Below are 14,187 nucleotides of genomic sequence, written 5' to 3' on the forward strand. Positions count from 1 at the left end.
CGGCCATGGATGGCCGATGGCGGCGGGCCCCCGGAGCAATGCCGGAGTGAGGGCATGCCGAGCCTAAGCGAGGCACCGAATGGAGGGGCAAAGCGCTTTGGTTACTTTCGACTGGGCCGGCTTCCGGATTTTCGAAAGTGACCCGCCGTAAGGGCGGAACCAAAAGCAGCCGTTACCGCAGAAACGGATATGCCCCCAATCCAACCCCCACCAACCACACCCCCCAGCACTTCCCATACCCACTGGAAATCCACAAAAACCCTGCTGTAATCACCCAAGGTTCCGGAGCGGAGCCTGTCGTAAATCTGCAGGATGCAAAACTCGACACAGTCTCGATAGGGAAGCCTATCAAGGACGTTCTCATGTCTCTGCTCAAACGTTCAGTCACTGAGTTGTTAGGCACTTTCTGGCTGGTATTGGGGGGTTGCGGCAGTGCGGTGTTGGCCGCGTCTTCTCCGCTGGGGATCGGGGTGCTTGGCGTGGCCCTGGCCTTTGGTCTGACGGTGCTGACCATGGCCTTTGCCATTGGCCATATCTCCGGCTGCCACCTCAACCCCGCCGTGTCCGTCGGTTTGTTTGTCGGCGGTCGATTCCCGGCCAGGGAACTCCCTGCCTACATCATCGCCCAGGTGATTGGCGGGGTTATCGCTGCCGCCTTGCTCTACTACATCGCCAGCGGCAAGGAAGGCTTTGATCTTTCCGCCGGCCTCGCCTCCAACGGCTACGGTGAACACTCCCCAGGGAAATACTCGATGGCCGCAGGCTTTGTCTGTGAGCTGGTGATGACCGCCATGTTCGTGCTGATCATCCTCGGCGCCACCGACAAACGCGCCCCCGCCGGGCTGGCACCCATCGCCATCGGCCTGGCCTTGACGCTGATCCACCTGATCTCGATTCCCGTCACCAACACCTCGGTCAACCCGGCCCGCAGTACCGGGCCGGCGCTGATCGTCGGCGGCTGGGCCATCGCGCAATTGTGGATGTTCTGGGTAGCGCCACTGCTCGGTGCAGTGGTCGGCGGCGTGACCTATCGATGGTTGGGCAAGGAAGGCAGTTAAAGCCTTGGCAAAGGATCAGTCTTGTCGGTAAGGCAAGGCGGTCCTCGCCTCCTCGGCATACGCCAGTACCCCGACGCGCTCCTGCTGCAGAAAGTCCTTCACCGCCGCCTTCAATCCCGGATGCCTCAGGTAATGCCAGGAATGCGTGATCACCGGTTCAAATCCGCGAATCAACTTGTGCTCACCCTGGGCGCCGGCGTCGAAACGCTGGAAGCCGTTGGCAATCGCATAATCCATGCCCTGGTAGAAACAGGTCTCGAAGTGTAGCCGGTCGAACTCCGCCAGACAGCCCCAGTAACGGCCGTAAAAACTGTCGCCACCCACCAGGCTGAAGGCCATCGCCACCGGCCGCGAGCCTTGCTTGGCCAGCACCACCCGAATCGATTCGGGCATGCGCTCCGCCAACAGGCTGAAAAATGCCCGCGTCAGATAGGGCCTTTGCCGACGCACCGCGTAGGTATTGGCGTAGCAGGCATAGACAAAATCCCACTGCGCCTCGTCCAGTTGCCGACCTTCAAGCCATTCGAAGTCGATGCCCTGCCCCGCCACTTGTTCGCGCTCTTTGCGCATCTGTTTACGCTTGCGCGAACTGAGAACGTCGAGGAAATCCTGAAAATCCCGATAGCCACGGTTCTGCCAGTGGTACTGACAGCCGATGCGCTGTAACCAGCCCGGCTGCTCGGCCAACGCAGCATCAGTGAACGGGTCCGTGAAGTTGATGTGGGCGCTGGAAAGCGCTTCGATCTCCAGATAACCGGGCAGGCCATTGAGCAGTTCGAAACCGTCCTCAACCGTGGACGCCAGTAACCGCGGCCCGCTGACCGGGCTGAACGGCACGGCGCTCAGCAGCTTGGGGTAATACTCGATTCCGGCACGCTCACAGGCATCCGCCCAGGCGTGGTCGAACACGTACTCGCCGTAGGAATGCCACTTGCGGTAACTGGGCAGTGCGGCGATCAGGCGACCACCTTCGATATGCAGCAGATGCTCGGGCTGCCAGCCGGAATGGGGGCCAACGCTGCCGCTGTCTTCAAGCGCGCCGAGAAACGCGTGACGCAGAAAGGGCTGATTCTCGGGCACCAGCGCGTCCCACACTTGCGACGCAATGTCAGACAGGCTTTGCAAACGTTGCAACGGCATCAACTTCCTCTCCACTTCTTCGCGTTTAAAGCCTCGCGAGTATCGCTTATCGCCCTCCATTGCACACGATCAATTCGACGACAGCGCTCTGGATCAATAGTTCGCGACGACTTTGCATCGTCATCGAGATGCCATCACATTGCCACCGCTCTGTCATAAACGATCGCGATACTGGCGCCTGTTTTTAGAGCGTCGGGTTCTACCCCCGGCCACTGTTTTCCGTCCATCAATGGTCGGTTGTGCCCTGGATGGCCCAGTCATCCACTCTCATCTTCGGAGATTGATATGCGTCTTGCTTCCACGAAAACTGCGGCAGCCCTGTGTGGTGGTCTGTTGCTGGCCATGAGTGTTCCGGCCAGCGCCGCAGTCGACGCCAAACTGCTCGATATGCTCAAGGCAAACGGCTCGATTACCAACGCGCAGTACAGCGAACTGCAAGCCGAGCTGGCCAGGGACCAAAAAGACCAGCAGATCGCCCGTCAGGCTCAACAAGAGACCAACGAGCAGATCGCCGCGACCGCGAAGAAAACCAACGAACTGAGCACCTTCGACCAGAAACTGGCGTGGGCTGCCAAGACCCAATTCAAGGGTGATGTGCGTTTCCGTCAGGAAACCGTTCACAACGATGGCGTTTCCAACAACAAAGACCAGGATCGTCAGCGCATCCGTGCTCGTCTGGGCGCCTATACCGAGATCAACCCGCAAGTCGACACCGGCATCCGTATCGCCACCGGCAACAACGACGACCCTCGCTCGACTAACCAGAGCCTGGACAACTACTTCGACAAGAAGTCGATCTGGCTGGACCAGGGCTACGTCGACTACCACCCCGACTTCGCCAAGAACCTGCACATCGTTGGCGGCAAGATGCCACAGCAATGGGTGAGCATGGGCGACATCATCTGGGATAGCGATATCAGCCCGGAAGGTCTGTCCCTGGCTTACAAATACCCGTTGGGCGCCAGCACCGAGCTGTTCGGTAGCGCCGGTCACTACACCCTCAAGGACAACGTCGACGGCGACGGCGTGCAGTTCAAGCACGACCTGCGCCTGTACGCCGGTCAGTTGGGTGCGCGCTTCGCCCTCACCGACAACCTGAAATTCACCCTGGGCGGCAGCGTCTACGGCTACGACAACGACGACGACATCACCCCGGTCGCTGGCGTGATCCCAGGGCAACTGGCGATCAACGGCAACAGCCCGAACGAGCAGTTCAAGCTGTACGAAGGTTTTGGTCAGCTGGACGTCGGCGGTCTGCCACTGCCCCTGTCGATCTACGGTCAGTACGTCAACAACAAGGATGCCAGCAACGATCAGGACTCTGCCTGGTTGGCCGGTATCAAGACCAAGATCTACGGCTTCGCGGTGGACTACAACTATCGCGACGTACAGCGTAACGCGGTGGTCGGCGCCTTCACCGACTCCGACTTCGCCAACGGCTTTACCGGTTCGCGCGGCAGCAAGTTGAAAGTGAGCTACGAGTTGGACAAGAACTTCAACCTCGGCGCGACGTACTTCATGGCGAACTCGGACTTCACCAACGCCAACCTGAAAGACTCGGACATCAACACCCTGCAACTGGATGCCGAAGCCAAGTTCTGATTCCCGGCAACACGACTCGGGCAAGGAAGCCTGAGCTATTTTTACAGCCTCGCGTTAGTGCACCGGTCCCCATCATCCGTCCGGTGCAGCAACGCGAGGCTGTTTTGTTTGCGCCCAAAAAAGATCGCAGCCTCGTTGCACTCGACAGCTCCTACAGGGGATGGCGTACGCCGTGTAGGAGCTGTCGAGTGCAACGAGGCTGCGATCTTTTAACGGCGAAATCAGCGCTTGCGCAGGATCACGCTACCAATCGAATAACCGGCGCCAAACGAGCTGAGCACGGCCAGCGAACCGGCGGCCAGGTCATCCTGGTTCTTGTGAAACGCAATCACGGAACCGGCGGAGCTGGTGTTGGCGTAGGTGTCGAGAATCACCGGGGCTTCTGCTTCGGTGGCTTCGCGTCCCAGCAACTTCTTGACGATCAGGTGATTCATGCTGAGGTTGGCCTGGTGCAGCCAGAAGCGTTTCACGTCGCTGATGTTCAGCTGGTTTTCTTCCAGGTGCGTAGCGATCAGCTCGGCGACCATCGGGCAGACGTCGCGGAACACCTTGCGGCCTTCCTGCACGAACAGTTTGTCCTTGGCCCCGATGCCCTCTTCCGCCGCGCGGTTGAGGAAACCGAAGTTATTGCGGATGTTGTTGGAGAACTTCGTCAGCAGTTTGGTACTGACGACATCGAACTGATACTTGGACGTCGCCAGGTCGGCACGTTCGATGACCACCGCGGTCGCGGCGTCGCCGAAGATGAAGTGGCTGTCACGATCGCGGAAGTTCAGGTGACCGGTGCAGACTTCCGGGTTGACCATCAGGACCGCCCGGGCCTGGCCCAGTTGCACGCTGTTGGCGGCGGCCTGAATACCGAAGGTCGCCGAGGAGCACGCGACGTTCATGTCGAAACCGAAACCCTGGATGCCCAGCGCTTCCTGGACTTCGATGGCGATGGCCGGGTAGGCGCGTTGCAGGTTTGAGCAAGCGACGATCACGCCGTCGATGTCCGCGGCGGTCTTGCCGGCGCGTTGCAAGGCTTGTTCGGCGGCGCCGATGGCCATCTGGCAGAGCACCGACCACTCGTCATTCGAGCGCTCCGGCAGGCGCGGCGCCATGCGTTGCGGGTCGAGGATACCGTCCTTGTCCATGACAAAACGGCTCTTGATGCCCGACGCTTTTTCGATAAACGCCGCGCTGGACTCGGTCAACGCTTCGATGTCGCCGCGCGCGATGGCGTCGGCGTTGTCGGCGTTGAATTGCGCGACGTAAGCGTTGAAAGACTGCACCAGCTCTTCGTTGGAGATGCTGTTGGCCGGGGTGTACAGGCCGGTGCCGCTGATGACGACGTTATGCATGGTCGTTTCTCTAATCTGGTCAGGCAGAAAGTGTTGGCACCGACGTACCAACACACAAAGGGTCTGTTCCCGTCACGGGAAGCACACCTGGCATCGCATTATTCCGATCGCCCATTACCCGTGAAGGCTCAAAACCGCGGGGCCGGCGTTTATAGGCGCGAAGTTTGCCATAAACATTGGGTTTTGGCGCCTTTTGCTGGATCAAACGCTGCGGGACTGTGGGACTGTGGGACTGTGGGACTGTGGGACTGTGGGACTGTGGGACTGTGGGACTGTAGGAGCTGTCGAGAGAAACGAGGCTGCGATCTTTTGACCTTCCGTATCAAGATCAAAAGATCGCAGCCTCGTTTCACTCGACAGCTCCTACAGTGGATCGTGTTGATCGTGTTGATCGTGTTGATCGTGTTGATCGCAGTGATCGCAGTGATCGGGTCAGGGTTCGACTTGGGTCCACTGTTTGTTCAGGCGTTTGTCGGAGATCGGCACCTTGGTCCCCAATTGTTGCGCGAACAGCGAAACCCGGTATTCCTCCAGCCACCAGCGATACAGCTCCAGTTGCGGATCGCGCTTGCCTTCCTGGGCGTGTTTGTTGGCGCGGGTCTGGTATTGCGTCCAGAGGCCGGACAATTCGCCGCTCCAGACCCGATCCCGCTGCACCTGGGCGCCGATTTTCTCGAAGCGCTGCTCGACCGCCTTCAGATAACGCGGCAATTCCTTGAGCCACTGTATCGGCGTTTCGCGGACGAAGCCCGGATAAACCAGATGACTGAGCTGCTGCTTGATGTCGTTCAGGGCCACCGCTTGCGCGAGGTCGATCTTGCCCTTGAAGCGTTTTTGCAGGCCGTGCCAGAGCTTGAGAATCTCCAGCGTCAGCTTTGCCAGCCGCTCGGCGTGCTCGGTCCAGCCACCGCGTTTGCGTTCGGCCAGTGACGCCAGTCCGGCGCCATCACGCGGCAGCGGGTCTTCACCCTCGAGAATGCAACTGTCGAGGCTGGCCAACAGAATGTCTTCGACCAAACTGTCGACACGCCCCATGTCGCGGTACATCAGGCCCAACTCGGTCAACCCCGGCAACTTGCCGCGCAGGAATTTCGCCGGTTCCGCCAGTTGCTGCATCAGCAAACGCTGCAACGCGCGGCGATGCTGGAACTCGGCTTCGGCCGGCGTGGAGAAGCGCCCTTCCTTGACCGTGCCGCTCTCTTCCACCAGCGCCGGATACACCGTCATCGACAGCCCGGCAATCTTCTGCTGGGTTTTTTCGGCAACGGCGGCAAACACTTTAGGCTCCACCGGTTGCTGGTTTTTCGCGGTTTGCGGCACGGCCAATGCCGCTTGGCTGGCCTCGGCAAAGCGCGCCGTCAATTCAGCCAAATCACGCCCTTCACCGAGAAACTTGCCCTGGCCATCGACGATTTCCAGGTTCATCCGCAGGTGACTGTCGACCTGCTGCGACGCTTCGGCCCAGGCCTCGTCGCTGACTCGCGCGCCGGTCATGCGCAGCAACTCGCGACCCAACGCCTGCGGCAACGAGCCCTCGGCGAAGGTGATGCGCTGCAACGCGGCTTTGACGAAGTCCGGCACCGGCACGAAGTTCTTGCGCAGCGCCTTTGGCAAGTTGCGCACCAGCGCAATGCATTTGGCTTCGATGACGCCCGGCACCAGCCATTCCAGGCGTTCCGGCGGCAACATCGGCAACAGCGGCGCCGGCACACGCAAGGTCACGCCGTCGCGCGGATGGTTCGGTTCGAAGTGGTAACTGAGCGCCAGCTCCAGATCGCCGATGTGCAAGGTGTCCGGGTAATGCGCGGCGGTGACTTCACTGGCCTCGCGGGCCAGCACGTCTTCTTCGCGCATGATCAACAGCTGCGGGTCTTTCTGGCTGTTGACCCGATACCAACTGTCGAAGGTCGCGGTCTGGTGGATCTCCGCCGGCAGCCGCGCGTCGTAGAAGGCGTACAAGGTTTCTTCGTCGGCCAGAATGTCGCGACGGCGGGCCTTGGCCTCCAGTTCGTCGAGCTGTTCGAGCAACTGCGCATTGGCCGACAAGCATTTGGCTTTGGATTGAATCTCGCCGCGCACCAGGCCTTCGCGAATGAAAAACTCACGGGACACCACTGGATCGATCGGCCCGTAATGCACCGGCCGGCGACCGACCACGATCAGCCCGAACAGGGTGATCTGTTCAAACGCCACGACCTGTCCGCGCTTCTTCTCCCAATGGGGTTCGAAGTGGTTTTTCTTGATCAAATGCCCGGCCAGCGGCTCGATCCAGTCGGCGTCGATCTTGGCCACCATCCGCGCGTAAAGCTTGGTGGTTTCCACCAGTTCGGCGGCCATCAGCCATTGCGGACGCTTCTTGCCGAGGCCCGAAGACGGGTGAATCCAGAAACGCCGCTGACGCGCGCCGAGATAATCGCCGTCTTCGGTTTTCTGGCCGATCTGGCTGAGCAGGCCCGAGAGCACGGCTTTGTGCAGTTTCGGGTAATCCGCCGGCTCTTTATTGAGGCTGAGCTGCATGTCGCGGCAGATCAGGCTCAATTGGCGGTGCGAATCACGCCATTCGCGCAGACGCAGGTAATTCAGGAAATTCTTGCGACACCAGTTACGCAGCGGACTCGCCGTCAACGCCTGGCGCTGTTCTTCGAAACCACGCCACAGATTGACCAGCCCGGCGAAGTCCGAGTCGACGTCTTTCCACTGCGCGTGCGCCTGATCCGCCGCTTGCTGACGCTCCGGCGGACGCTCGCGCGGGTCCTGGATCGACATGGCGCTGGCGACGATCAGCACTTCCTGCAGGCTGCCGAGTTTCGCCGCTTCCAGCAGCATGCGGCCCATGCGCGGGTCCACCGGCAACCGCGCCAGATTGCGGCCCAACGGCGTCAGCTGGCTGTTGCGATCGACCGCCGAGAGTTCTTGCAGCAGGTTGAAACCGTCACTGATCGCCTTGCCATCCGGCGGCTCGATAAACGGAAAATCAGTGATCTCGCCGAGGCGCAGATGCAGCATCTGCAAAATCACCGCCGCGAGGTTGGTACGAAGGATTTCCGGGTCGGTGAATTCCGGACGCCCGATGAAATCTTCTTCGCTGTACAGGCGGATGCAAATGCCTGGCTCGACGCGTCCGCAACGACCTTTACGCTGGTTGGCGCTGGCCTGGGAAATCGCTTCGACCGGCAAACGCTGGACCTTGGCGCGGTAGCTGTAGCGGCTGATGCGCGCAGTGCCGCTGTCGATCACGTAACGGATGCCTGGCACGGTCAGCGAGGTTTCCGCGACGTTGGTGGCCAGCACCACGCGACGGCCCGGGTGCGACTGGAAAATCCGCTGCTGCTCGGCCGGCGACAACCGCGCGTACAACGGCAGGATTTCGGTGTGCTTGAGTTGGGCCTTGCGCAGCATGTCGGCGGCATCGCGAATCTCGCGCTCGCCGGGCAGGAACACCAGCACATCGCCGGGGCTCTTGCGCTCGCTGCGTTCGAACGCGGCGATTTCGTCGAGGGCGGCGAGGATCGCCTGATCCACGGTCAAGTCGTCCTCGACACGGTTGCCCTCTTCGTCCTGCTCCAGGGTCAGCGGACGGTACCAGGTGTCCACCGGGAAGGTCCGACCGGAGACTTCGACGATGGGCGCATCGTCGAAGTGCTTGGAAAAGCGCTCCAGGTCGATGGTCGCCGAGGTGATGATGACTTTCAGGTCCGGACGACGCGGCAGCAGGGTTTTCAGGTAACCGAGCAGGAAGTCGATGTTGAGGCTGCGTTCGTGGGCTTCGTCGACGATGATCGTGTCGTAGCGCTCGAGGTAGCGGTCGTTCTGGGTTTCCGCCAGCAGGATGCCGTCGGTCATCAGCTTGATCAGGGTGTTGGAATCGCTCTGATCCTCGAACCGCACCTGATAGCCGACCAGCGCGCCCAAGGGCGTCGCCAATTCTTCGGCGACCCGGCTCGCCACGCTGCGGGCGGCGATTCGACGCGGCTGGGTGTGGCCGATCAGGCCATGCTGGCCGCGACCGATTTCCAGGCAGATCTTCGGCAACTGGGTGGTTTTACCCGAACCGGTTTCGCCGGCGATGATCAGCACCTGATGCTTGAGCAACGCGGTTTTGATTTCATCGCGCTTGGCAGCGATCGGCAGGCTGTCGTCGTAACGAATCACCGGCAGGCTGGCCCGCCGCGCCAGCACCTGATCACAGGACGCTTGCAGACGCGTTACCCACTGGGCCAGCTTGGCCTCGTCAGGTTTTTTGCGCAGCTCAAGCAACTGCCGCCGCAGCCGGTGGCGGTCGGCGAGCATGGCGTGATCGAGGTTTTTCAGCAGTTTGTCGATTGAAGGCGATTCGTCAGTCATCAGGTACGCAAAAGTCGTCTAGTGGCGCAGGTTGCGGATTGTCGCAGATTTTACGACCGCTGCGCGGCCGATCGCGGGCAAGCCCGCTCCCACATTCAATCTATGACGACCACAAAATCGGAGGCACCACGGTCAAATGTGGGAGCGGGCTTGCCCGCGATCGATTGCGCAGCAATCGCAGAGAACTACTCGTTATCAAGGCCTTTGCGCCGATACGGGAACACGTCGATGACCTTCCCGCCCCGAATCGCCTCTTGCAGGCTTTTCCAGTAATCGGCGTTGTACAACTCGCCATGCAGCTGGTCGAACAGCTTGCGCTGCCCCGAATCGGCGAACAGAAACGGCGGAAACTCCTCGGGAAACACGTCCAGCGGACCGATCGAATACCACGGCTCTGACGCCATCTCATCTTCAGGCGTACGCGGTTGCGGGATGTGGCGGAAGTTGGCCTCGGTCAGGAAGCAGATCTCGTCGTAGTCATAAAACACCACCCGCCCGTGACGGGTCACGCCGAAGTTCTTCAGCAGCATGTCGCCAGGGAAAATGTTCGCCGCCGCCAGTTGCTTGATCGCCAGGCCGTAATCTTCCAGCGCCTCGCGTACCTGAGCGTCGTTGGCGTTTTCCAGGTACAGGTTCAACGGCGTCATCCGCCGCTCGGTCCAGCAGTGGCGGATCAGCACCGTGTCGTCTTCCACCGACACGGTGGACGCTGCGACCTCAAGCAGTTCTTCCAGGCACGCCGGATCGAACTTGCTCAGCGGAAAACGGAAGTCGGCGAATTCCTGGGTATCGGCCATGCGCCCGACGCGGTCGACGCTTTTCACCAAACGGTACTTTTCGATCACCGTGGCGCGGTCGACGTTTTTCGACGGCGAGAACCGGTCCTTGATAATTTTGAATACGGTATTAAAACCCGGCAGGGTAAACACGCTCATGACCATGCCGCGCACGCCGGGGGCCATGATGAACTGGTCGTCGGTGTTGGCCAGGTGATTGATCAGCGCACGGTAGAACTCCGATTTGCCGTGCTTGTAGAAGCCGATCGAGGTGTACAGCTCCGCGATGTGCTTGCCCGGCAGGATACGCTTGAGAAAACCGATGAACTCCGCCGGCACCGGCACGTCGACCATGAAATACGAGCGGGTGAACGAGAAGATGATCGACACGTCCGCTTCATCGGTGATCAACGCGTCGATCTGAATCCCGCGACCTTCGCGGTGCAGCAGCGGAATCACCAGTGGCCATTGTTCGTCCTGGGTGTAGATGCGCCCCACCAGGTACGCGCCCTTGTTGCGGTAGAGCACGGAGGAAAACAATTCAACGCTCAAATCCGGGTCCTTGCAGACCCAGTCCGGCAGGTTCTCGCGCAGTTGCGCCTCGAGGCGGCGCAGGTCGCCGGCCAGGTTGGCGTAGTCTTCGCTGAAACGGTAATCGGCAAAAATGCTCGCCAACATGCTGGACAGCTGACCCTGAGGCTTGTACGTACGGGTTTGCGCGGCGCGGGCACGGCGCAGGCTCGGCCGGGTGGTGTGGATGAACATGCAGCCGTCGCTGATCAGGTCATGGCTGAACAGCCCGCAGAAGATCGAGTTGTACCAGGTCTCCGACAGTTCATCGTCGAAACGCAGGTCGATCAGGGTGATGTACGCGCTTTTGACCAGCGGCCAGCAACTGACGTCCAGGGTTTCGGTGTCGAACGCGACGCGCAGGCGGTCGACCGTTTCGCTGACTTTCTCTTCGTACAGATTGATCCGCGCGGCCGAGGCGATTTGCGTCTCCTGCCACTTGGCCTGTTCGAAACGCGATCGGGCACCGTCGGTGATCTGCCGGAAATGCTCGCGGTAATCGTCAAAGCCATCGAGGATCAGTCGGGCGATATCGGCGGCTGGCCATTGCTGCGGCATGGTGAGACCTCGGCGGGAATGTCGGAAGCCTGAGCTTAGCCAGTGAAGCGGGTGCAGGAGAAGCGTAATTTTGCGCGAGGCCCTGGAATGCGCCTGGCGAATTCGTTGCTCGTTTTTCGGTTGCCATCGATAAGGCACTCGGCAACACTCTCGGCCCCATGAAGGAAGGAGTGCACCGTGAGCCCTGTCGATGTTGTTCGTATGCTGTCGCTGGCGGCTATCTGGGGTGCGAGCTTCTTGTTCATGCGCATCATCGCCCCAGTGATTGGCACAATCCCCACCGCGTTTTTCCGGGTGTCGATTGCGGCGGCCGGGTTGCTGGTGATCCTCGGGCTGATGCGTATCAGCTGGGATTTCAAAGGCAAACTGAAGACCGTGATGCTGCTCGGGGTGATCAACTCCGGGATTCCGGCGACGCTCTATTCCGTGGCGGCGCAAGTGCTGCCGGCCGGGTATTCGGCAATTTTCAACGCCACCACGCCGCTGATGGGCGTGTTGATCGGCGGTTTGTTCTTCAGTGAAAGACTGACTGCCGCCAAGCTCGGCGGGGTATTCCTCGGGCTGTTCGGCGTCGGCATTCTCACCCGGGCCGGCCCGGTGGCGTTCGACCTGCAACTGCTGATGGGCGCCCTGGCCTGCCTGCTTGCCACCACTTGCTACGGATTTGCCGGGTTCCTTGCGCGCCGCTGGCTCGACCAGGCCGGAGGGCTCGACAGCCGACTGTCGGCGCTGGGCAGCATGCTGGGGGCGACGTTGTTCCTGTTGCCGCTGTTCGGCTACAGCGTGATCAGCCAGCCACCGGCGAGCTGGGGCGGCTGGAGTGTCTGGTTGTCATTGCTGGGGTTGGGGTTGGGCTGCACGGCGCTGGCGTACATTATTTACTTCCGTTTGCTCTCGTCGGTGGGGCCGGTGAAGTCGATGACCGTGACCTTCATGATCCCGCCGTTCGGGGTGTTGTGGGGGGCGCTGTTGCTGGATGAGCCGTTGTCGATGGCGCACCTGTATGGCGGGGTGTTGATTGCGGCGGCGTTGTGGATGGTGTTGAAGCGGGCGGTGGTGAAGGCTGCCGAGGTGACTGCCCGATAGCTTTTTGGTGTTGCTGATGGCGCCTTCGCGAGCAAGCCCGCTCCCACATTCGACCGAGTTCCTACTGGAAAAAGGCGATCGAATGTGGGAGCGGGCTTGCTCGCGAAGGCGCCGGCTCAGACAACTACAAAGCGGACTGACTCACCTCGCCATCCACCAACCGCCGAATCCCCAGCGGATTAGCGTTCTGCAACGCCTCGGGCAACAACGCATCTGGATAATTCTGGAAGCACACCGGCCGCAGGAATCGATCAATCGCCAAGGTTCCCACTGAAGTCCCCCGCGAATCCGACGTCGCCGGGTACGGCCCGCCATGCACCATCGCCTCGCACACCTCGACCCCGGTCGGATAACCATTGAACAAAATCCGCCCGACCTTTTCCTGCAACGACTGAGCCAGCCAGCGGTACTCCAGCAGCTCCTCGGCCTCGCCAATCAACGTCGCCGTCAATTGCCCACGCAAGCCGTGCAACGCCGCCGCCAACTGCGCCCGATCCTCGACTTCAATGACGATGGTGGTCGGTCCGAATACTTCTTCCTGTAGCAATTGATCGCCCTTGAGCAACAGGCTGACATCAGCCTTGAACACCTGCGGCTGCGCCTGACTGCCCTGTTGCGGCTTGCCCGCCAGATGCGTCAGCCCCGGATGTTCGTGCAGTTCACCCAGGCCTTTGCTGTAACTGACCAGCGCGCCGGCGTTGAGCATGGTTTGCGCCGGTTGCTGGTTCATGCTGGCGCAAAACGTCTCCAGAAAAAGGCTGAACTGCGGCGAACGCAGACCGATGACCAGGCCCGGATTGGTGCAAAACTGACCGCAGCCAAGCGTCACCGATCCGGCCAGTTGCGCAACGATTTGCTCACCTCGAACTTTGAGCGCTTCGGGCAGCAGGAACACCGGGTTGATGCTCGACATTTCGGCAAACACCGGGATCGGCTGTGGCCGCGTCGCTGCCATGTGGCACAGGGCATTGCCGCCCTTGAGCGAGCCGGTGAAGCCCACTGCCTGAATCGCCGGGTGCTTGACCAGCCACTCACCGACACCCCCGCCGTAGATCATGTTGAACACGCCGGCTGGCATTTCGGTGCGTTCGGCGGCGCGGATGATCGCGTCCGCCACCCACTCGGCGGTTGCCATGTGGCCGCTGTGGGCCTTGAACACCACCGGGCAACCGGCGGCCAGCGCTGCAGCGGTATCGCCACCGGCGGTGGAAAACGCCAACGGAAAGTTGCTGGCGCCAAACACGGCGACGGGGCCCAGGGCGATGCGGTACTGACGCAGGTCCGGACGCGGCAACGGCTGGCGGTCCGGCAAGGCGCGGTCGATGCGCGCACCGTAGAAATCACCGCGCCGCAGGACCTTGGCGAACAGGCGCATCTGAGCGCTGGTGCGTGCGCGTTCACCCTGGATACGCGCGGCCGGCAAAGCGGTTTCGCGGCAGACGGTGGCGACGAAGTCATCGCCCAACGCATCGATCTCATCGGCGATGGCATCGAGAAACTGTGCACGTTTTTCGGCGCTCAGTTCGCGGTAGATCGGGTATGCAGCGGCCGCCGCTTTGGCCGCCGCCCCCACCTCGGCTTCGGACGCCTGGAAGAAGGTGCCCGGCAGCGGTTCACCGGTGGTGGCGTCGAGGCTTTGCAGTTGCAGCGTTCCGTTAGCGCTGCGACGGCCGCCGATGTAGTTGTGTCCGAGTAGCGTGGTCATGAGTG

8 protein-coding genes are annotated in these 14,187 nt (G+C 61.0%); 3 read left to right on the forward strand and 5 right to left on the reverse strand.

What is annotated here, in order from left to right; all coding sequences use genetic code 11:
* Positions 1-362 precede the first annotated feature (362 nt).
* A complete protein-coding gene (gene aqpZ / locus ACIPL2_RS22735; RefSeq protein WP_401359949.1) occupies positions 363-1,058 on the forward strand; it encodes an aquaporin Z in 696 nt (231 codons plus the stop codon).
* A gap of 15 nt (positions 1,059-1,073) precedes the next feature.
* Here aqpZ and ACIPL2_RS22740 read toward each other — a convergent pair whose 3' ends face one another.
* On the reverse strand, positions 1,074-2,198 hold the full coding sequence (locus tag ACIPL2_RS22740; protein ID WP_401359951.1) for a GNAT family N-acetyltransferase: 1,125 nt from the start codon (positions 2,196-2,198) through the stop codon (positions 1,074-1,076).
* Positions 2,199-2,483: 285 nt separating this feature from the next.
* Between ACIPL2_RS22740 and ACIPL2_RS22745 the strand changes: the two genes are divergently transcribed.
* Positions 2,484-3,800: a putative porin gene (locus ACIPL2_RS22745; protein WP_401359953.1), complete on the forward strand. Its 1,317-nt coding sequence runs from the start codon at positions 2,484-2,486 to the stop codon at positions 3,798-3,800.
* 221 nt (positions 3,801-4,021) lie between these two features.
* Here the strand turns inward: ACIPL2_RS22745 and ACIPL2_RS22750 are convergent, their stop codons facing one another.
* From ACIPL2_RS22750 to aceK, 3 genes are all read right to left on the reverse strand, one after another.
* A complete protein-coding gene (locus ACIPL2_RS22750) occupies positions 4,022-5,143 on the reverse strand; it encodes a beta-ketoacyl-ACP synthase III (RefSeq protein WP_401359955.1) in 1,122 nt (373 codons plus the stop codon).
* A 432-nt stretch (positions 5,144-5,575) separates the two neighbouring features.
* Entirely contained in the window at positions 5,576-9,487 is a 3,912-nt protein-coding gene (gene hrpA, locus ACIPL2_RS22755; protein ID WP_401359957.1) for an ATP-dependent RNA helicase HrpA, read from the reverse strand.
* Between the two features lie 185 nt (positions 9,488-9,672).
* Positions 9,673-11,391 carry a bifunctional isocitrate dehydrogenase kinase/phosphatase gene (gene aceK, locus ACIPL2_RS22760; protein ID WP_401359959.1) on the reverse strand — a complete coding sequence of 573 codons (1,719 nt, stop codon included), beginning with the start codon at positions 11,389-11,391 and terminating at the stop codon, positions 9,673-9,675.
* Positions 11,392-11,568: 177 nt separating this feature from the next.
* On the opposite strand from aceK, the gene ACIPL2_RS22765 reads away from it, so the two are divergent.
* Entirely contained in the window at positions 11,569-12,477 is a 909-nt protein-coding gene (locus ACIPL2_RS22765; protein ID WP_401359961.1) for a DMT family transporter, read from the forward strand.
* A 124-nt stretch (positions 12,478-12,601) separates the two neighbouring features.
* Here ACIPL2_RS22765 and ACIPL2_RS22770 read toward each other — a convergent pair whose 3' ends face one another.
* The gene (locus ACIPL2_RS22770) at positions 12,602-14,182 is read right to left on the reverse strand and encodes an aldehyde dehydrogenase (NADP(+)) (RefSeq protein WP_401359964.1); all 1,581 of its coding nucleotides are present in this window, start codon (positions 14,180-14,182) and stop codon (positions 12,602-12,604) included.
* Between the last annotated feature and the right edge of the window lie 5 nt (positions 14,183-14,187).

Source organism: Pseudomonas sp. NPDC086251 (assembly GCF_044746405.1).
Lineage (GTDB): Bacteria > Pseudomonadota > Gammaproteobacteria > Pseudomonadales > Pseudomonadaceae > Aquipseudomonas.